The 20,858-nt window shown below is 62.3% G+C and carries 13 protein-coding genes; 10 read left to right on the forward strand and 3 right to left on the reverse strand.

Annotated elements, in window-relative coordinates; genetic code table 11:
• Positions 1 to 122: 122 nt before the first annotated feature.
• From AB7M32_RS18250 to AB7M32_RS18270, 5 genes are all read left to right on the forward strand, one after another.
• Positions 123 to 1,901 carry a type I secretion system permease/ATPase gene (locus tag AB7M32_RS18250; protein ID WP_454250832.1) on the forward strand — a complete coding sequence of 593 codons (1,779 nt, stop codon included), beginning with the start codon at positions 123 to 125 and terminating at the stop codon, positions 1,899 to 1,901.
• Positions 1,898 to 3,232 (forward strand): HlyD family type I secretion periplasmic adaptor subunit, encoded by a 1,335-nt coding sequence (locus AB7M32_RS18255; protein WP_454250833.1) that lies wholly within the window; start codon positions 1,898 to 1,900, stop codon positions 3,230 to 3,232. Before AB7M32_RS18250 ends, AB7M32_RS18255 begins: the two co-directional genes overlap by 4 nt.
• A gap of 14 nt (positions 3,233 to 3,246) precedes the next feature.
• Positions 3,247 to 4,596 carry a TolC family outer membrane protein gene (locus tag AB7M32_RS18260; RefSeq protein WP_454250834.1) on the forward strand — a complete coding sequence of 450 codons (1,350 nt, stop codon included), beginning with the start codon at positions 3,247 to 3,249 and terminating at the stop codon, positions 4,594 to 4,596.
• 183 nt (positions 4,597 to 4,779) lie between these two features.
• Positions 4,780 to 7,866, forward strand: a complete 3,087-nt coding sequence (locus tag AB7M32_RS18265; protein ID WP_454252163.1) for an autotransporter domain-containing protein — start codon at positions 4,780 to 4,782, stop codon at positions 7,864 to 7,866.
• Between the two features lie 171 nt (positions 7,867 to 8,037).
• Positions 8,038 to 9,891 carry a polyurethane esterase gene (locus AB7M32_RS18270; protein ID WP_454250835.1) on the forward strand — a complete coding sequence of 618 codons (1,854 nt, stop codon included), beginning with the start codon at positions 8,038 to 8,040 and terminating at the stop codon, positions 9,889 to 9,891.
• 260 nt (positions 9,892 to 10,151) lie between these two features.
• Here the strand turns inward: AB7M32_RS18270 and AB7M32_RS18275 are convergent, their stop codons facing one another.
• The gene (locus tag AB7M32_RS18275) at positions 10,152 to 10,376 is read right to left on the reverse strand and encodes a YgdI/YgdR family lipoprotein (RefSeq protein ID WP_072405728.1); all 225 of its coding nucleotides are present in this window, start codon (positions 10,374 to 10,376) and stop codon (positions 10,152 to 10,154) included.
• A gap of 222 nt (positions 10,377 to 10,598) precedes the next feature.
• Here AB7M32_RS18275 and AB7M32_RS18280 point away from each other — a divergent pair, with 222 nt between their 5' ends.
• From AB7M32_RS18280 to AB7M32_RS18290, 3 genes are all read left to right on the forward strand, one after another.
• Positions 10,599 to 12,329: a VRR-NUC domain-containing protein gene (locus AB7M32_RS18280; RefSeq protein ID WP_454250836.1), complete on the forward strand. Its 1,731-nt coding sequence runs from the start codon at positions 10,599 to 10,601 to the stop codon at positions 12,327 to 12,329.
• Positions 12,326 to 14,644: an ATP-dependent DNA helicase gene (locus AB7M32_RS18285; protein WP_454250837.1), complete on the forward strand. Its 2,319-nt coding sequence runs from the start codon at positions 12,326 to 12,328 to the stop codon at positions 14,642 to 14,644. The genes AB7M32_RS18280 and AB7M32_RS18285 overlap by 4 nt, the downstream gene beginning before the upstream one ends.
• Before the next feature lie 101 nt (positions 14,645 to 14,745).
• Positions 14,746 to 16,674 (forward strand): PAS domain S-box protein, encoded by a 1,929-nt coding sequence (locus AB7M32_RS18290; RefSeq protein WP_454250838.1) that lies wholly within the window; start codon positions 14,746 to 14,748, stop codon positions 16,672 to 16,674.
• Between the two features lie 121 nt (positions 16,675 to 16,795).
• Here the strand turns inward: AB7M32_RS18290 and AB7M32_RS18295 are convergent, their stop codons facing one another.
• Positions 16,796 to 17,026 (reverse strand): hypothetical protein, encoded by a 231-nt coding sequence (locus tag AB7M32_RS18295; RefSeq protein ID WP_060742403.1) that lies wholly within the window; start codon positions 17,024 to 17,026, stop codon positions 16,796 to 16,798.
• 153 nt (positions 17,027 to 17,179) lie between these two features.
• Here AB7M32_RS18295 and AB7M32_RS18300 point away from each other — a divergent pair, with 153 nt between their 5' ends.
• Positions 17,180 to 17,716 (forward strand): hypothetical protein, encoded by a 537-nt coding sequence (locus tag AB7M32_RS18300; protein ID WP_454250839.1) that lies wholly within the window; start codon positions 17,180 to 17,182, stop codon positions 17,714 to 17,716.
• 12 nt (positions 17,717 to 17,728) lie between these two features.
• Here AB7M32_RS18300 and AB7M32_RS18305 read toward each other — a convergent pair whose 3' ends face one another.
• On the reverse strand, positions 17,729 to 19,066 hold the full coding sequence (locus AB7M32_RS18305) for a cation:proton antiporter (protein ID WP_454250840.1): 1,338 nt from the start codon (positions 19,064 to 19,066) through the stop codon (positions 17,729 to 17,731).
• Between the two features lie 397 nt (positions 19,067 to 19,463).
• On the opposite strand from AB7M32_RS18305, the gene AB7M32_RS18310 reads away from it, so the two are divergent.
• Positions 19,464 to 20,849 carry an iron-containing redox enzyme family protein gene (locus tag AB7M32_RS18310; protein ID WP_454250841.1) on the forward strand — a complete coding sequence of 462 codons (1,386 nt, stop codon included), beginning with the start codon at positions 19,464 to 19,466 and terminating at the stop codon, positions 20,847 to 20,849.
• The last annotated feature ends 9 nt before the right edge of the window (positions 20,850 to 20,858 follow it).

Here is a 20,858-nt window from a genome sequence, read left to right on the forward strand (position 1 = left end):
TGTTCCGTGGCAAGGCGCGTATGTTCAATCAGGCGTGCGCATCGGCCGGGGCCGATTTAATAATTAAAGATTGGTAGTGCATAACAGCCGGATATCCGGCGAAGCCAACAGCAGGAAGATCCATGACTAAGAGCCGGGGCGCTGTCGCCGTGCCGTTGTTTAAAGCGCTGGGCGCTTATAAACACATTCTGATCAGTGTCGGTTGTTTTACGGCGTTGATTAACGTCTTGATGCTTGCGCCTTCGATATACATGCTCCAAGTGTATGATCGCGGGTTGTCATCCCAAAACGAAACCACCCTGGCGATGCTGTCGTTGATGGTGGTCGGGTTCTTTGTATTCATCGGGCTATTGGAGATGGTGCGCAGCTTCATTGTCATCCGCATCGGCAGCCAATTGGAAAGACGCTTCAATCTCCAAGTGTACAAGGCTGCGTTCGAGCGCAACCTGTGTCAGGGCGAGGGCAATGCCGGGCAATCCCTGGGCGACCTTACCCATGTCCGCCAATTTGTCACGGGACCCGCATTGTTCGCCTTCTTCGACGCGCCATGGTTCCCCATTTACCTGCTGGTGATTTATCTGTTCAACGTTTGGCTCGGCGTATTCGCCACCGTCGGCACACTGCTGCTGATCGGCCTGGCCTGCCTGAACGAAGTCATGACCAAAAAGCCGTTGGGGCAGGCCAGCGTCTACTCGCAGCAGTCCAGCCAATTGGCCACCAGTCATTTGCACAACGCTGAAACGATCCAGGCCATGGGCATGCTCGTGGCGCTGCGCAGCCGCTGGTTTGCGGTGCACTCACGCTTTCTCGGCCTGCAAAACCAGGCTAGCGATACTGGCGCGGTGATCAGTTCTCTGAGCAAGACCTTGCGCCTGTGCCTGCAATCACTGGTGCTGGGCCTGGGCGCGTTGCTGGTAATCAAGGGCGAGATGACCGCCGGAATGATGATTGCCGGCTCGATCCTGATGGGCCGGGTATTGAGCCCCATCGACCAGTTGATTGCCGTGTGGAAACAGTGGAGTGGCGCCAAGCTCGCCTACCGCCGCCTCGATGCCCTGTTGCAGGCTTACCCATCACAGGATGATGCGATGGTGTTGCCGCCGCCCAAGGGCCACCTGAGTTTCGAGCAGGTGAGCGCCGGCCCGCCGGGGCGACGCAACGCCACCCTGCAGCAGGTCAGCTTCAGCCTGGCGGCTGGGGAAGTACTCGGGATTCTGGGGGCTTCGGGCTCCGGTAAATCCACCCTGGCTCGTGTGCTGGTGGGTGTATGGCCGACACTGGGGGGAACGGTGCGGCTCGATGGGGCCGATATTCATCGCTGGAATCGCGACCAGCTCGGCCCGTATATCGGTTATCTGCCTCAGGACATCGAGCTGTTCAGCGGCAGCATCGCCGAGAACATCGCCCGCTTTCGCGAGGCCGATCCGCAAAAGGTCGTCGCTGCCGCACAACAGGCCGGCGTCCATGAATTGATTCTGCGCATGCCCCAGGGCTACGACACCGTGCTGGGGGAGGACGGCAGCGGTTTGTCGGGTGGGCAGAAGCAACGGGTGGCCCTGGCCCGGGCGATGTACGACCGGCCGAGCCTGGTGGTGCTCGATGAGCCCAACTCCAACCTCGACACGGTCGGTGAAGCGGCGCTGGCCGGCGCCATCGCGCAAATGAAGGCCCAGGGTACCAGCGTCGTGCTGGTGACCCATCGCTCCTCGGTGCTGGCCCAGGCCGACAAGCTGCTGGTGCTCAACGAGGGCCGGCTACAGGCTTTCGGGCCTAGTCAGGAAGTACTGCGGGCGCTGTCCGGCCAATCGGAGGCACCACAACGGGACCGCTCCCAGGCAACCCCCAACGGACTGAGTATGAGTCGCCAGTACCATGCTGCCAGCAAACCGGGTGGCGTATGAGCAAGGAGTGCGAGATGAACCTCGAACAGGCTCAGGACGTTGAGCGCCCGGAGCGCGACGCCCGTTTCTTCACCCGTATGGGCTGGATACTGGCGCTGGTGGGCGCCGGCAGTTTTTTCACCTGGGCCAGCCTGGCGCCACTGGATCAAGGCATCCCCGTGCAAGGCACCGTGGTGGTTTCAGGCAAGCGCAAGGCGGTGCAGTCGATGAGCAGCGGTGTGGTCAGCCGGATCCTGGTGCGTGAAGGCGAGGCGGTGAAGCAGGGCCAGCCGCTGTTCCGCCTGGACCAGACCCAGGCCGACGCCGATGTGCAATCGTTGCAGGCACAGTACCGGATGACCTGGGCCAGCCTGGCGCGCTGGCAAAGCGAGCGGGACAACCTGTTGCAGGTGAGTTTCCCGGCCGAGCTGAGTCGCGATCCCGATCCACGCCTGGCCCTGGTGCTCGAAGGCCAGCGGCAACTGTTCAGCAGTCGCCGCGAAGCCTTCGCCCGCGAGCAAGCGGCGCTGCGCGCCAGCATCGAGGGCGCCACGGCGCAATTGGCCGGCATGCGTCGGGCCCGCGGCGACTTGACCGCCCAGGCCGAATCCCTGCGTCTGCAACTGGGCAACCTGCAGCCCTTGGCCGACAACGGCTACATCCCGCGCAACCGCCTGCTGGACTATCAGCGCCAGTTGTCGCAAGTGCAGCAGGAACTGGCGCAGAACAGCGGCGAAAGCGGGCGGGTGGAGCAGGGGATCGTCGAGTCGCGCCTGAAGTTGCAGCAGCACAACGAGGAGTACCAGAAAGAAGTGCGCAGTCAGTTGGCCGACGCCCAGCTCAAAAGCGAAACCTTGCAACAGCAACTGAAATCCGCGGGGTTCGAGTTGCAACACAGCGAAATCCTCGCCACCGCCGACGGCATCGCCGTGAACCTGGGCGTGCACACCGAAGGCGCGGTGGTGCGCCAGGGCGACACCTTGTTGGAAATCGTCCCCCAGGACGCGCGGCTGGAGGTGGAAGGGCACCTGCCGGTGCACCTTATCGACAAGGTCGGGCCCCATTTGCCGGTGGACATCCTGTTTACCGCCTTCAACCAGAACCGCACGCCGCGGGTGCCGGGGGAAGTCAGCCTGATTTCCGCCGACCAGATGCTCGATGAGAAGACCGGCGCGCCGTATTACGTGCTGCGCAGCAGCGTCAGCGACGTGGCGATGGACAAGCTCAACGGCCTGGTGATCAAGCCCGGCATGCCGGCTGAAATGTTCGTACGTACTGGCGAGCGCTCGTTGCTCAACTACCTGTTCAAGCCGCTGCTCGACCGAGCTGGCTCTGCGTTGACCGAAGAATAAGGATGTCCGGTGGCATGAAGCGTTTCTATTGGATGGCCGTGCTGGCCGTTTCCGTGTGCAACAACGCCTGGGCCATGGGACCTTTCGAGTTCTATGAGCAGGCCCTGCGCAATGACCCGGTCTACCTGGGCGCGATCAAGGAGCGCGATGCGGGCCTGGAGAACCGCGCCATTGGCCGGGCCGGGCTGTTGCCGCACTTGGGCTACAGCTACAACAAGGGCCGCAACCAATCCAAGGTCACGTACCTCAATGACCGTGGCGCCAGCCAGCATGACGATCGCAACTACAGCAGCTACGGCTCCAGCCTGACGCTGCAACAACCCTTGCTGGACTACGAAGCGTACGCGGCCTATCGAAAGGGCGTGGCCCAGGCATTGTTCGCCGACGAAAGTTTTCGGGACAAGAGCCAGGCGCTCTTGGTGCGGGTGCTGAGTCAGTACACCCAGGCGCTGTTCGCCCAGGATCAGATCGACATTGCCCTGGCCAAGAAAAAGGCGTTCGAGCAGCAATTCCAGCAGAACGAACAGCTATTTCGCCAGGGCGAAGGCACGCGCACCGACATCCTCGAAGCCCAGGCGCGCTACGAACTGGCAATCGCCGAAGAAATCGAGGCGCGGGACGAGCAGGATGCCGCCTTGCGTGAGCTCGGCTCGCTGATAGGCGTCCCGGCCCTGGATATCGGCGACCTGGCGCCTTTGCACGACACCTTCCAGACCTTTGCCTTGCAGCCAGCCAGCTTCGATACCTGGCACGAACTGGCGGTGAGCAATAACCCCAGCCTGGCGTCCCAGCGCCAGGCGGTGGATGTGGCGCGCTTCGAGGTCGAACGCAACCGCGCCGGACACCTGCCCAAGGTCAGTGCCTACGCAACAATGCGCCAGAACGAATCGGAAAGCGGCAACACCTACAACCAGCGCTACGACACCAACACCATCGGCCTGGAAGTCAGCGTGCCGCTGTATGCCGGCGGTGGAGTCTCGGCGTCGACCCGCCAGGCCAGCCGCAACATGGAACAGGCCGAATACGAACTGGAGGCCAAGACCCGCGAGACGTTGATCGAACTGCGCCGTCAGTTCAGCGCCTGCGTGTCGGGGATGAACAAACTGCGCGCCTACCAGAAAGCCCTCAGTTCCGCCGAAGCGCTGGTGGTATCGACCCGGCAAAGCATCCTCGGCGGCGAGCGGGTCAACCTCGACGCGCTCAATGCCGAGCAACAGCTCTACACCACTCGCCGCGACCTGGCCCAGGCCCGCTACGACTACCTCATGGCCTGGACCAAGCTGCATTACTACGCCGGCACCCTCGGCCCACAGGACCTGGCGAAGGTGGATGAGGCGTTTGTATCCCGGGCGCCCATTCAATGACCTGTGGCGAGGGGATTTATCCCCACTGGGCTGCGAAGCGGCCCCACCCCAAACACCGTGTTCTTCCGGACAGACCTCGGGCCCTCAGGCGACTGCTTCGCAGTCGAGCGGGGATAAATCCCCTCGCCACAGAGGTGTTTACAACAATTGATAAAGCGCTACTAAGGATGGTTCGTGATGAAAATGGATAGTAAAAAACAACTCAGGCCGACAGGTCGCCTGTTTCTGCTCAAGGCTCTCAACCACGCCATGCTCTGCGCACTGGCGACCTTGGGCACGGCCCAGGCGGCACCTTATGTCGAGAGCGGCAGGGCGGGTGACCCGGACAGCTGGCGCAGCGGCGAATTCAACGCCGAATGGGGGTTGGGGGCGATCAACGCGCAGCAGGCCTACGCCGCCGGATACACCGGCAAGGGCGTCAAGCTGGGGATCTTCGACCAGCCGGTCTACGCGGCCCACCCGGAGTTCTCCGGCACCGGCAAAGTCGTGACGTTGGTCACCAGCGGCATTCGTGAATACACCGACCCCTACATCCCGGTGAAGGCCGGTGATCCGTTCCGCTACGACGGTTCACCCACCGTTGGCTCGGACGGTAAGCTGGGGTCCCACGGCACTCATGTCGGCGGGATCGCCGCCGGCAGTCGCGATGGCAGCCCGATGCACGGCGTGGCGTTCAATGCGCAGATCATCAGCGCTGACAACGGCGACCCAGGGCCCGAAGACGGCATCATCCGGGGCAACGATGGCGCGGTGTACAAGGCGGGCTGGGACGCGCTGATCGCCAGCGGCGCAAGGATCATCAACAACAGCTGGGGCATTGGTATCACCGACCGCTTTGATCAGGGCGGTCGCGATCCGGCGTTCCCGCACTTCACCGTGCAGGATGCGCAACTGCAATTCGATCAGATCAAACCCCTGCTGGGCACCAAGCCCGGCGGCGCCTACGAGGGCGCCATCGCGGCGGCCCGCAGCGGGATCGTGACGATCTTCGCCGCGGGCAACGACTACAACCTCAATAACCCCGATGCCATCGCGGGCCTGGCGTATTTCGTCCCGGACATCGCGCCGAACTGGCTCACCGTGGCGGCGCTGCAGGTCAACCCGGACACCGCCAGCGCCAATCCATACACCATCAGTACCTTTTCGTCGCGCTGCGGCTACACCGCCAGTTTCTGCGTGTCGGCACCGGGCACCCGGGTCTACAGCGCCGTGATCGGCGGCACCAGTGCCGACGACCTGACCGTGGGCTACGCCAACAAGAGCGGCACGTCCATGGCCGCGCCCCATGTCGCTGGCAGCGTGGCCGTGTTGATGGAGCGTTTTCCCTACATGACCGGCGCCCAGGTCGCGAGCGTGCTGCGTACCACGGCCACCGACATGGGCGCGCCGGGCGTCGACTCGTTGTACGGCTGGGGCATGATCAACCTTGGCAAGGCCATCGACGGTCCGTCGATGCTGGTGACCGAACAGGACATCCCCGCGGAGTTCCGCATCGATGGCGCCTATGGTTCCGGTCAGTTCGTGGCGGACCTGCCGGGCATCGGCGCGATCATCGATGCGGGCAAACCCACGGAACGGGTGTGCAGCGGCGTCCAATGTGGCCTGGACGTTTGGCGCAACGACATCGCCGGTCACGGCGGGTTGACCAAGGAAGGCATCGGCACCCTGGTGCTTACCGGCGAAAACACCTACAGCGGGCCGACCCTGGTCAATCAAGGGCGACTGGCGATCAATGGCTCGCTGGCGTCGGCGGTTACCGTCAACGACGGCGGCATCCTCGGCGGCAACGGGCGCATCGCCAGACTGACCGCCAGCCGCGGCGGTAGCGTGGCGCCGGGCAACTCCATCGGCACTTTGCAAGTGGTCGGCGACGTCACGTTCCAACCCGGCTCGAACTACGCAGTGGAAGTCTCGCCCACCTCCAGTGACCTGATCGTGGCGGGCGGCAAGGCGTCCATTGACGGGGCGACGGTGTCGCTGTCCTTGGAAGACAGCCCGACGTTGCTGACAACTGGCGACGTGAAAAGCCTGCTGGGCAGGCAGTTCAATATCTTGCAGGCCGCCGCCGGCATTGATGGGCGTTTCGCGCAAGTCTTGCCCAACTACGCGTTTCTGGGGGGCGACCTGACGTACAGCGCCAACGGCATTCAACTGGCGGTCGAGCGTAACGACGCGTCATTTGCCAGCCTCGGCTTGACCCCTAACCAGCGCTCCGTGGCCACTGCCGCCGAGCAATTGGGCGCGGGCAACGGGTTGTACGAGGCCTTGCTGCTGGCGCCCAGCGCCGCGGTGGCACAGCAGGCGTTCCAGCAATTGTCCGGTGAAATCCATCCGGCCATCGGCACGCTGCTGATCAATGACAGCCGTCAACTGCGCGACGCCGTGGGTGATCGCCTGCGCCAGGACGCGCTCTACGACGCCGGTACGCCGACCGACGCCAGCAGCAATGCCTGGTTCAAGGTACTGGGCGCTTGGGGCAAGAACGAGGGTGGACATGATCAAGCCAGTACCACCAGCTCCATCGATGGATTGCTGGCCGGTGTAGATGGCCTGATCAGCGACCAGACACGCCTGGGCTTCGTCACCGGCTACAGCGACAGTTCGCTGAGCATGGGCGATGGCACCCATTCTTCGGCCAAGGCCGACAGCTATCACCTGGGTGTCTATCTGGGGCATGAGATCGACGCGCTGCGCCTGACCGTCGGCGGCGCCCACAGTTGGCATCGCATCGACGTCAAGCGCGACCTGCAATGGGGCGACGTCAGTGGCCGGGAGAAAACCAAGCGCGATGCCCGGACCACCCAGCTCTTCACCGAAGCGGCGTATCGCCTGGACGGGCAAGCGGTGGCCCTGGAACCGTTCGCCAACCTGGCTTATGTGCACTTGGACAGCGACAGCTTTCATGAGAAAGGCGACAACGCAGCCCTGCACGGCGGCGGCGACCGCCGCGATGCCGTGCTTTCGACCCTGGGCGTGCGGGCCAGCCACACCCTGGCGCTGTCGGATCAACAGCAACTGCAGCTGTCCGGCTCCCTCGGCTGGCAGCACAACCTGAGCCATACCACGTCCGAACAGGACCTGGCCTTCGCCGGCAGCAGCAACACCTTCACGGTGCAGAGCGTGTCGATGGACCGTAACGCCGCCGTGGTCGGCGCCCGCGCCGGGCTCGCGGTCGCCAAGGATGTGCGGGTCAACCTGGACTACAACGGCCTGATCGGCTCCCGGGATAAAACCCACGGCGTGGGTCTGACCCTGGATTGGCAGTTCTAACCATGAAGAAGGGGCTGGACATGCCCCTGTGGCGAGGGAGCTTGCTCCCGCTGGAGTGCGAAGCGCTCCCCAGGGCGGCTGCAAGGCACCCGAGCGGGAGCAAGCTCCCTCGCCACAAAAAACGTTACCTCCCGGTTTTAGCATTCCAACAACAAAAAGAGAGCAACAACCATGGGTATCTACGACTACAAAAACCTCGGCACCGCCGAATCCAAGGCACTGGTCAGCGACGCAATGGCGATCATGCTGTACTCCTATCACAACCTCGACCATGGCTTTGCCGCCGGGTACCAGCAAAACGGCTTCGGTGCCGGTCTGCCGGCGACTCTGGTCACCGCGCTGCTGGGGAGCACCGACTCCCAAGGGGTGATTCCCGGCGTGCCGTGGAACCCGGATTCGGAAAAGCTCGCCCTGGAGGCGGTGCAGAAGGCCGGCTGGACGCCCATCAGCGCCACGCAACTGGGCTACGCTGGCAAGGTGGATGGCCGCGGGACGTTTTTTGGTGAAAAAGCCGGTTACACCACCGCGCAGGTCGAGATCCTCGGCAAGTACGACGCCGCGGGTCACCTGCAGGAAATCGGTGTGTCGTTTCGCGGCACCAGCGGCCCTCGGGAAAACCTGATTGGCGATTCCATTGGCGACGCGATCAACGATCTGATGGCCGCCCTGGGGCCCAAGGACTATGCGAAAAACTACGCCGGCGAAGCCTTTGGCAACCTGTTGGGGGACGTCGCGAAGTTTGCTCAGGCCCATGGCCTGACGGGCGCGGACGTGCTGGTCAGCGGCCACAGCCTGGGCGGGTTGGCGGTCAACAGCCTGGCGGACTTGAGCACCAGCCAATGGTCGGGGTTCTACGCCGATGCCAACTACATCGCCTACGCTTCGCCGACCCAGAGCAGTACCGACAAGGTCTTGAATATCGGTTACGAGAACGATCCGGTGTTCCGCGTCCTGGACGGCTCGACGTTCAACCTCGCGTCTGTGGGCGTGCACGATGGGCAACAGGAATCAGCCACCAACAACATCGTCAACTTCAATGACCACTACGCTTCGGCGGCATGGAACGTCTTGCCATTCTCCATCCTCAACATCCCCACCTGGATTTCCCACCTGCCCAGCGGCTACGGCGATGGCATGGGCCGGATCATGGACTCCGCGTTCTACGACCTCACCGAGAAAGACTCCACGGTCATCGTCGCCAACCTGTCAGACCCAGCGCGGGCCAATACCTGGGTGCAGGACCTCAACCGCAACGCTGAAACCCATACCGGCAGCACGTTCATCATCGGCAGCGACAGCAATGACCTGATCCTGGGCGGCCAGGGCAACGACTACCTGGAAGGTCGTGCCGGCAATGACACCTTTCGCGATGGCGGCGGTTACAACGTGATACTGGGCGGGCAGGGCAGCAATAGCCTGCAACTGCAGCAGTCGGTGAAGGATTTCAGTTTTGCCCATGACGGGGCGGGGACGCTGTACCTGCGCGATGGCCATGGCGGGATCAGTATCACCCGCGACATCGGCACGCTGGTCAGTAAGGAACCCGGATTGTTCTGGGGGTTGCTCAAGAATGAGGTGAGCCACGCCGTCACCGTCAATGGTCTGGTGGCGGGCGGCAACCTGACGGCGTATGCGTCTTCGGTCAAGGGCAGTACGGCCAACGACACCCTGGTGGCGAGCGCGAAGGGTGACTGGCTGTTCGGCCAGGACGGCAACGATGTGCTGGTGGGCGGCGCGGGTAACGACACCTTCGTCGGCGGTGCGGGCAACGACCTGATGCAATCGGGCGCTGGCAGCGACACCTTCCTTTTCAACGGCGCGTTCGGCCAGGACCGGATCAGCGGTTACGAGGCGGGGGACAAACTGGTGTTCCTCGGCGTACCTGGTGCCGGGGCCGGTCATGACTACAGTGAGCACTTGTCGCAAGTGGGCAATGACACGCTGCTCAAGGTCGGCGACAGTTCCGTGACCCTGGTGGGCGTTGGTATCGGTCAGATAGGCGGCGAAGGGATCGTGTTCGCCTGATATCGCTATCGCGAGCAAGCTCGCTCCCACGGGGGATTTCGGTGTACGCAGGATTAGTGTTCACCGCCGGACCCTGTGGGAGCGGGCTTGCTCGCGAGGGGGTCTGAACATTCAACATCATTGCAAACTGACCCACCGCTTTCGCGAGCAAGCCCGCTCCCACAGGAATGGGTGGTGAATACAGGATTCTGCGAGCGCCGGAAAACAAATGTGGGAGCGAGCTTGCTCGCGATGGCCGCCTACAGGCGAATCACTGGAAATCAGTCTTCCTTGCGAATGGTTGCCACATCATCGGCGCGGACCCGGACTTGCCTGCCGGATATATCCTCGAACTCGTAGAAACCGTCGGCGGTGCGGGTGTTAGGGGTGTCCTTGGTCAAATACTGGGTACCGTTTTGCAAGGTCACTACCGTGGGCGACGCGCAGCCAGCCAGAGCCATAAATGCCACGGCGACCAGGGGCATGCCCAGAAACCTGATGTTCATAACCATAACCTCTCAATCAAAGGACACGGAGCAGCTGATTCGACCGCGCCATCACATTAACTAACCGCCATTGGTCTCGCTTGCCGTAGGAAAGTTCATCGCTAGCTGAAGGATTTCACCTTAAATATAGGAGACCGTTCATCTTTTGCGGTTGCCTGAGTGGTTTACAGCTGTTATCTGTATGCATAACCAGTACCCCGACCTTCTTGGCGTTTTCTTTCCGTGGCAGCCCGTTCTCTCGACGATCCGTTTTACTACCTGAACAACTTCCAGCAAGTGCTCGCGTGGTTGAGCCAGCGTTATGCCGACGTGCTCAGCAGCGAAGAGCAGCGCTTTATCGACGACTTCACGGCGCTGCCCCGTGCTTCCCAGGGCTTATTGGTGCGCATGGTGATGCGCAAGGGGCTGCGGTTTCGTCATAGCAAGCTGAGTTACCCGGAAATCGGCGACATTGGCGCCGCCGTCGCGCCGCTATTGGCCCTGGGATGGGTCGAGGAACAGGCCCCCATCGGGCTCGTTGAGCTGTTCGAAGTGCTGCTCAAGGCGGAAATCCTTCTGTGCCTGGGTCACCTGATCGAACACCCCAAGGCGAAAAAGACCGAATGGCTCCAGGCCCTGGATAATCACCCCAGCCCGCTCCAGCCTTTTCGTACCTGGTGTCCGCAGCTTGACGACCGCCTGTACAGCCTGACGATCATGCACCTGTGCGACAGGCTGCGCTTGATGTTCTTTGGCAACCTCTACCAGGATTGGTCGGAATTCGTCCTGGCTGACCTGGGCATCTTCACCTACGAAACCGTTGAGTTCAGCGCCGAGTCGCGAGGCTTGCGCAGTCGCGAAGACGTCGATGCCTGCCTGTTCCTGCACGACTGCCAGCAGCGCTTCGAAGCCGGCGAGCCCTTGGAAGCGATCGTCGCCCAGGTCAACGGATTGTCCTTGGATAATCCGTGGCTGGAGCGACGCCGGGGCAAGTTGTTGTTCCAGATCGGCCAGCACGGCGAGCGCCTCGGCGATTGGGCCTTGGCCTTGTGCATCTATCGCGATTGCACCTACCCGGGCGCGCGACTGCGGATGGTCCGGGTATTGGAGCGAATCGGCGAGTATGCCCTGGCCCTTGAATTGGGCGAGGCGGCGGCGCAGGCACCACAAAACGCCGCCGAAACCCAGGCCTTGCTTCGGATCGTGCCTCGGCTGCGGCGCAAGCTGGGCGGCCCGCCGGTGTCACGGACCATAGCCCGGGAAGTGGAGCGCCTTGAACTGCATCTGCCGCGCGTCGATCCGGGCTTGTCCGTGGAATATCACGTCCAGGCCCACCTGCACGATGAAACCGCGCCGGTGCATTACGTCGAGAACAGCCTGATCAATTCACTGTTCGGCCTGCTGTGCTGGCCGGCGATCTTCGCACCGTTGCCGGGCGCGTTTTTCCACCCGTTCCAGCGCGGGCCGGTCGACCTGCTCAATGAGGATTTCCATGCCCGTCGCGCCGACTTGTTCGAAGCCTGCCTCGCGGAGTTGGACGATGGCCGCTATCGGCAGACCATCGGTCGTCGTTACGTTGAGAAGTGGGGCATGCAATCGCCTTTCGTGTTCTGGGGCGCGTTGTCCGAGCCCTTGCTGGAACAGGCCCTCGATTGCTTGCCGGCCGAACACCTCAAGCACTGGTTCCAGCGCCTGCTGCTGGACATCAAGGCCAACCGCGCCGGCATGCCGGACCTGATCCAGTTCTGGCCGCAGCACAAGACTTACCGCATGATCGAAGTCAAAGGCCCCGGTGATCGCCTGCAAGACAACCAACTGCGTTGGCTGGAGTTCTGTCACGAGCACCAGATGCCCGTCGCCGTTTGCTATGTGCAATGGGCAGCGTCTGCCATCGCGAGCGAGCTCGCTCCCACAGGGAATGAGTCACCACAGATCAAGTGTGGGAGCGAGCTTGCTCGCGATGGGGTCCCATGACCCCGGCACCCAGCTACAGCATCGCCGTGCGGGCGCTGTGTGAGTTCACCGCCAAGGTGGGCGACCTTGACCTGCGCTTCACCCCCTCGCCGACAGCCCTGGAAGGCATCGCCGGCCATCGTACCGTCGCCTCGCGGCGCACCGAGGGTTATCAGGCTGAAGTGGCCCTCGAGGGTCACTACCAAACATTGACGGTCAAAGGTCGGGCCGACGGCTACGACCCGGTCCGCCAGTGCCTTGAAGAGGTGAAGACCTATCGGGGCGACCTGAGCAAGCAGCCGGCCAACCATCGCCAGTTGCATTGGGCCCAGGCGAAAATCTATGGCTGGCTTATGTGCCAAAAGCTGCAGTTGCCGCACATCGACGTGGCCCTGGTGTATTTCGACATCGTCAGCGAAAAGGAAACCTGCCTCACCCAACGCTTCGAGGCGGCCCAGTTGCAAGCTTTCTTCGAAGCCCAATGCGCGCTGTTCCTGGCCTGGGCCGAGCAGGAAATGGCCCATCGACAAGCACGTAACCTCGGCGCGCAGGCGCTGGTCTTCCCCCATGCGGGTTTCAGGCCCGGGCAACGGCACCTGGCCGAGTCGGTGTTCAAGGCAATCAGTACCGGCCGCTGCCTGATGGCCCAGGCGCCCACCGGCATCGGCAAGACCGTCGGCACCTTGTTCCCGATGCTCAAGGCTTTGGCGCCGCAGCAACTGGACAAGGTGTACTTTCTCACAGCGAAAACCCCGGGGCGCAAGCTGGCCCTGGATGCGGCGCGGGTGATTACCCACAGCGCGCCGTCGATGCCGTTGCGGGTGCTGGAAATGATCGCCCGGGACAAGGCCTGCGAGTACCCGGAAAACGCCTGCCATGGCGAATCCTGCCCCCTGGCCCGTGGTTTCTATGACCGCCTGCCGGGCGCCCGGGCAGCAGCGAGCCGAGTCTCTTTGCTCGATCAGGCGGCATTGCGCGACATTGCATTGGCCCATGAGGTGTGCCCGTATTACCTCAGCCAGGAAATGGCCCGTTGGGCCGACGTGGTGGTGGCCGACTACAACTATTACTTCGACTTCAGCGCCTTGCTCTTTAGCCTGGCCCAGGCCAATGGCTGGACGGTCGCGGCCCTGGTGGACGAGGCCCATAACCTGGTGGAGCGCGGACGGCAGATGTACAGCGCGACCCTTGACCAGGCCACGTTGAGCAGCGTGCGCAAAACCGCCCCCGAAGCGCTGAAGAAATCCCTGGAGCGGGTCAATCGCCAGTGGAACGCCTTGCATACGCCCCAGGTGGCGGCCTATCAGGCCTATGAAAAACTGCCGGAAAAGCTGCTCCAGGCCCTGGCCACTTGTACCACCGCCATCGGCGATTACCTCAACGATCACCCCCAGGGCCTGGACAGCGGCTTACAGACGTTCTACTTCGACGCCTTGCAGTTTGGCCGGGTGGCGGAAGCCTTCGACGAGCACTTTCTGTTCGACATCCACAAGCGCGAACTCGGCCGCCAGCGTAGCCTGTCGACGCTGTGCCTGCGCAACGTGGTGCCGGCCGCGTTCTTGCGGCCCAGGCTGACGGCGGCCCGCAGCAGCGTGCTGTTTTCGGCGACCCTGAGCCCTCGACATTACTACGCAGACTTGCTGGGAACGCCGGGCGATACGGTGTGGATCGACGTCGAATCGCCGTTCAAGGCCGAGCAGCTGGACGTACAAGTGGTCAGCCGCATTTCCACGCGCTTCGCCCATCGCCAGGCGTCCCTGGAACCGATTGTCACGTTGATGGCCCGCCAATTCAGCGAGCGCCCGGGCAACTACCTGGCCTTTTTCAGCAGTTTCGATTACTTGCAGCAAGTGGCCGGACTGTTTGCCGAGCGGCACCCGCAGATAGCCCTCTGGACGCAATCGCGGGGCATGGGCGAAGCCCCCCGGCAGGCGTTTCTCGAACGATTCATGGAACACAGCCAGGGCATTGGCTTTGCGGTGCTGGGTGGCGCGTTCGGCGAGGGCATCGACTTGCCGGGTTCACGCCTGATCGGTGCGTTCATCGCCACCTTGGGGCTGGCGCAGTTCAACCCCGTCAATGAGCAGATGAAGCAACGCATGGCGGCGATCTTCGGCGATGGCTATGACTACACTTACCTGTATCCCGGATTGCAGAAAGTCGTACAGGCGGCAGGCCGCGTGATCCGTACCCAACAGGATCGCGGGGTGGTGATGCTGATCGATGATCGGTTCGGCGAGGCCAGGGTGCAGCACTTATTGCCGCGCTGGTGGTCTGTCACTCAGGAAACACACCCCGCCACAGGGGAATCCAGTAGGGCTTGGGTTTGTGAATAGCCTGGGAGCGCTGAGTATTGCGCTCCCAACGCTCAATCATTTTTCCTGGCACCAGACTTGCTCCATAATCCGCAAAAAATCCACACGGATGCCCCGGCCAGATGCTCGAGAATGCCCCCAAACCCCCGCTCATGAACGAAGAACAGCGCTTTCGCCTGCTCATCGACGCGGTGGTCGACTACGCCATCTACATGACCGACCCTTCGGGCATCATCACCAGTTGGAACTCCGGCGCCAGGCGTTTCAAGGGGTATGAGGAGTCCGAGATCCTCGGCCAGCATTTTTCCCGTTTCTATACCGATCAGGACCGCGCCGCCGGTCTGCCACAACGGGCGCTGGACACGGCCCTGCATGAGGGACGTTTCGAAGGCGAGGGCTGGCGGGTGCGCAAGGACGGCACGCTGTTCTGGTCCCATGTGGTGATCGATCCGATCATCGACAGCCAGAGTGGTACCTTGCTCGGCTTCGCCAAGATCACCCGCGATCTGACCGATCGCAAGATAGCCGAGGAAACCCTCAAGCAAAGCGAGCAGCAGTTTCGCCTGCTGGTGCAGAGCGTCACCGACTACGCCATCTACATGCTCGACCCGGAAGGTCAGGTCACCAACTGGAACCTGGGGGCGCAGCGGATCAAGGGGTACCTTCCGGTGGAAGCCATCGGCCGGCATTTCTCGATGTTCTATACCCCCGAGGATCGTGATGCCGGCGAGCCGCAGCGCGCATTGAGCATCGCTGCCAGCGAAGGGCGTTTCGAGAAAAAGGGCTGGCGCATGCGCAAGGATGGCACGCGCTTCATGGCCCACGTGGTCATCGATGCGATTCGCAGCGATACCGGCACGCTGCTGGGGTTTGCCAAGATCACCCGCGACATAACCGATGCCACCCAGGCCCAGCAGGCCCTTGAACAGGCCCGTGAGGCATTGTTTCAATCCCAGAAACTGCAAGCCATCGGTCAGCTCACTGGTGGTATCGCCCATGATTTCAATAACTTGTTGACGGTCATCCTTGGCAACCTGGAAATCGTGCGCAAGCGCATGGCCAACGAACCGAAACTCACTCAATTGCTGGACAACGCGACCCAGGGCGCGCTGCGCGGGGTTTCGCTGACCCAGCGCATGCTGGCGTTTGCCCGCCGGCAGAAATTGACCTACGAATCGGTCGAGCTGTCGGCTCTGGTACAGGGCATCAGCGGCCTGCTGCAAAGCTCCCTGGGTCCGTCGATACACATCCAGATCCGTTTCGCCGAGGCGCTGTCGCCGGTGCTGGCCGATGTCAATCAACTGGAACTGGCGATTCTCAATCTGGCAACCAATGCCCGGGACGCCATGCCCCATGGCGGCCGGATCGTCATTGCCGCCGAGGAGCGGCAAGGGGCTGATGCCGGGCCGGACAAGCCGATGGCTCCCGGACGCTACATCTGCCTGGCGATGACCGATGAAGGCGAGGGCATGGATGACGCCACGCTGGCTTCGGCCGTGGACCCATTCTTCACCACCAAGGGCGTCGGCAAGGGCACGGGCCTGGGGCTGTCCATGGTGCATGGCCTGGCGGAACAGCTGGGTGGCCGCCTGATACTCAAAAGCCAGAAAGGCCTGGGGACCACCGCCGAATTGTGGTTGCCGGTGGCCGGCGATACGGCCCCTGGCAAAGCGGCGATTGTAGAGGCAGCGCCGCCGGTCCACGAGTTGAAAGTGCTGGTGGTCGACGATGACAGCCTGGTGCTGACCAGCACGCGCTTGCTGATCGAAGACCTCGGGCACCGAGTCCTTTGCGCCCCGTCGGGGGCTCAGGCGCTGGAGCTGTACGAGCAGAACCCGGACATCGACCTGGTGATCACCGACATGGCCATGCCGCAAATGGACGGCGCGCAGTTGGCAAAATTGTTGCGCGACCGCCAACCGACCCTGCCCATCATCCTGGCCACCGGTTATGCCGAACGCCTGGAAGGATTCGCCACACAACTGCCTCGGTTGATCAAGCCGTTCAAGCAGATTGACCTGATGCAGGTGATTGGGCAGACGATGAAGTAGTCAGCCTCCTGTGGCGAGGGAGCTTGCTCCCGCTGGGTCGCGAAGCGGCCCCAATGTCGCGAGCGCTTCGCACTCGAGCGGGAGCAAGCTCCCTCGCCACAAGAGCAGGCGCTTATGGCGTTTATTCAGTGTTCTTCTTGAACCCACGCAAGTTCATCGCACACAAGCAAAACTGCAACACGATCAATGCATACGCATGGGTATGCAGCCCCCAGACCACCCACAGAATATTGCTCGCGATAAAACAACTGAATCCCGCCACCCTGCGGCGGGGTTGGCGTGAGCCGATCAACCAGGCGGCCAGTACCGTGACGAGCATCGCCGGCCATTGCACCCATCCAAGATAATCCACGCAGCGGTCCTCTTGCCCTTTACACATTAAAGACCTTGGCGCGCGGGCAGCGTTTCCTCGGACTTTGCTGCACCTGTGGTCCATTGGCTTGAACTTGCCGCGCGCCGAGTTCTTCTAATGAGTCCGAATCATCATCGAGGCACCACCTGCGCAATGCCCAGAATACTCACCGGACCCACCCCGGAAGAAGAACTGACGGAACACAACGCCAAACTGTTTGGCTCGCCCAAGGAGCGACTGGACTTCTATCGCCGGGAGATCCAATACGAAACCAGCATCCTGGCCAATCGAACCGATGCTTACCTGGCCGCCCAATCCTTCCTGGTGATCGCCTTTGCCTCCTGCATGGCCAACCTGAACCCGGAGTGGGGCAAGTTGTTCACGCTGGTCGTGCCGCCATTCCTGGCCTTGCTGGGATTCCTCAGTTCGCTCAATGCCTGGCCGGGCATCAAGGCGGCCTACGAGATCATCGATCACTGGCATTTCAAGCAGAGCGAACTATTGCGCGCCGAACCCTTGATGGGTCTGGCCTATGACGAATCGCCGCTGTTCAGCGAGCGGGAGTCGACCCACAAGGGCTACCGCAAGTCGTTGCTGTTTTCGTTGCGTACTCCTTGGATCTTCGCCACGTTCTGGGTATTGCTGGGGGCGTATTCGGTCTATATCCAGCTGAGCAATCCAGGCGGTTGAGGCTCACTCGCCTCAACTCGACTGCTTACGGCGCTCGTACCATGCCAACGTGGGCTGGGTGGTGACGCCATGCACCAGAATGCTCAGGGCCACCACCGACAAGGTGAGATTGATGCACAGTTGCGCCACCGCTGGCGGCAGGTCATGGTTCAGGGCGAAGAACAGATAAAACAGACTGCCGATCCCGCGAATGCCAAACCAGCCGATCAACAATCGTTGCGGTCCGTCGAGCAATCGCCGCCAGGGCACCACCAGCACACTCAACGGGCGAATCACGAAAAACAGCAGGGCACCGATCACCAAGGCTCGCCAGTCCCAATGGCTGGCCAGCACGACCCCCAGCAGGGTCACCAGGAAGACTTCCATCGACCGTTCCACCAAGCTGCCGAACGCCAGCATGTCGCTCATCATCACCCCGGCGGCCAATTGACCATCGTCCAGCGTCTCGGTATCGCCCACGACGGCCTGTTGGGGGTCGACGGTTTCGTGGCCCACCACTGGTTGCACCAGGTGCTCTGCCGGTGGCGCTCCTTCATCGGTGGATTGAACCTCGGCCCGACGCAGCCCCAGGCCGGCGGCGAACACTGAGAGAAAGCCATAACCCTGGATCCACTCGGCCACGACGTAGGCCAGGGCAATCAGCGCCAGGGCCAGGTAATCATTGGGCGACAAGGTGCTGTCGGCATTCCTGATGCGCATCGACAAGGTCAGCTTGCCGATGCCGCGGCCCATCCAGTAGCCGACCAGCAACCCCGCCGGCACGGCCCACAGGACGTTGCGCAGCAGCCATTCACCGAGAAAACCACTGCCGTCCTCACGCAGCATCAACAGGCCCAGGATTACAAAGGGAAACGCCGTGCCGTCGTTCAGTCCCGCTTCGCCCGACAAGCCGAACCGTACCCGGTCGTCATCCCGGGCATCGTTGACCTGCACCAGCGCCGCCAGCACCGGGTCGGTGGGCGCCAGCATCGCGCCGATCAGCATCGACACGCCCCAACCCAGGCCCAGCAGATAGTGCAACGCCAGGCACAGGCCGGCGATGCACAGGATCATCACCGGCCCGGCCAGCCCATAGGCCACGCGCCAGGTGCGGTCCTTGAGAGGCAGGCGCAACTTGAGGCCGCTGACGAAAAGCGAAAACACCACCGCGACTTCCGTGAGGTGTTCCATCCAGACCGACGAGTCGCTGATGTCCAGCTTCAGCACGTCCAGCCCCAGCGGCCCGATAGCGACACCCAGCACCAGGCACATCGCCGAGGTGGTGACCGGCATCCAGCGCAAATAAGAGGAGGTCAGGGCCAGGGTCAGCAACACCGCGCCGAGCACCGCTACCCATACTGTGAACGTCATCGTTGCTCCTTGGATGGATAGCGCCTGGTACCGCCGGGCGAATGGATGGTGAGGGCGTCGCTTTCCGCTCGGTCCTGTAGGAGCTGCCGAGTGCAACGAGGCTGCGATCTTGTCCCTACCGATTGAGTCGAAAGCGAAAGATCAAAAGATCGCAGCCTTCGGCAGCTCCTACAGTGTGTCGCCAGCTCCCTCGCCACAACGGCACGCTAGCCACATTCAACGACCGGGCGGGTTCTGAGTATTCGAGGCCCGGAGCGAAGCGAGGGTTCCCACCAAAGCAGCAAGCCTCCGTTTATCCGCCTGCCATTTAATCCGACGGAATTTTTCGCTGTTCCCCGCGCTCTGCAAAAGAAGAGACGTTCTGATTCAGCGTCCGCCAAGAACCCGAGAGGCCCTTATGACTGCGCTGACACCCCTCCAATCCCAGCCGGCCACCGTGCACCCCGTCATCCATAACGGACAGGTGCGCCAATGCTATGAACGGCTGTTCCAGGGCCCCGACGATGCCGACAAGCAAGCCGTTGCCCAAACGTTCCTCCAGCAATGCATCGCCAAAGCCGAGGCGCTCCCCCAGGAAATGCCCTCTGATCCCACGACGCTGCAGGCCTGGGTCGAACAACACAGCGCCGGCGTGGCCCGGCAATACGCTGATTACCTGCAACGGCGCAAAAACGGCGGCCCGCGGGAGTTCTTCAGCGGCAAGGCCCACGCCCTGTACTTCCTCCAGGCCGTGGCCCCGACCAAACGGGTGGACGGCGCCTGGCTGTATGGCGTGGTCAAGCACTGGCACGACCACCGTTTCGAAGGGTTGTTGTGCACCTATCTGGAAGAGCTGGGGGACGGGCATCCCGCGCAAAATCATGTGGTGCTCTATCGCAAGTTGCTCGCCGAATACGACCTGTCGGACGCCCCGGACATCGATGACGATCTTTATCTGCAAGGCGCCGTGCAACTGGCCCTGGGCTATGCCGGCGACGAGTACCTGCCGGAGGTCATCGGCTACAACCTGGGCTACGAGCAATTGCCCCTGCATCTGTTGATCAGCGCCTATGAGCTGAGCGAACTGGACATCGATCCGTACTATTTCACCCTCCATGTCACCATCGACAACGCCAGCACCGGCCATGCCCAGAAGGCCGTGCAAGCGCTGCTGCAACTGATACCGATGGAAGCGGACCGCGAGGCCTTCTGGCAGCGAGTCACGCTGGGCTATCGCCTCAATGACCTGGGGCAGGGCAGCCGGGGCATCATCGGCTCGTTCGACCTGGATCGCGAAGTGCTGGACATGCTCGAACGCAAACGCCCGTTCGGTCAGCACATGCATTCCGATTACTGCAAGTTCGAAGGCAAGACCGTCAACCAGTGGCTCTCGGCGCCGGGCCAGTTGGAAGGGTTCCTGACGGCCATGCAGAACAAAGGTTGGATCAAACGCCATGAAGACCCGCAACTCAGCCGCTTCTGGACCCTGATCGACGGTGCAGGGGCGGCCATGTTCGGGGTGTTCAGCCCCTACGAAAAACAGCTGCTGCATGACTGGATCGCCGGTGACTGGCTGGACGAGGGTGCGAAATCCGGTGCCCGGCGTGCGCCGGTTGCGGCTTGCGCGCCCGCGACGCCGATGGACGATCCCGATGTGCAAAGCCTGCAACAGGCGCTGCAAGGCCGCACGCCGGACGAGCAGATGCAAGTCCTGATGCCCTGGCTCTGTGCCCGCTGCCACAGCCATCCGGCCGGGCTGCTGGCGACTCGCCGGTTCATCGAACTCAAATCCGCACTTCGTTAGGGAGCCCTG

This window comes from Pseudomonas sp. R151218B TE3479 (assembly GCF_053629195.1).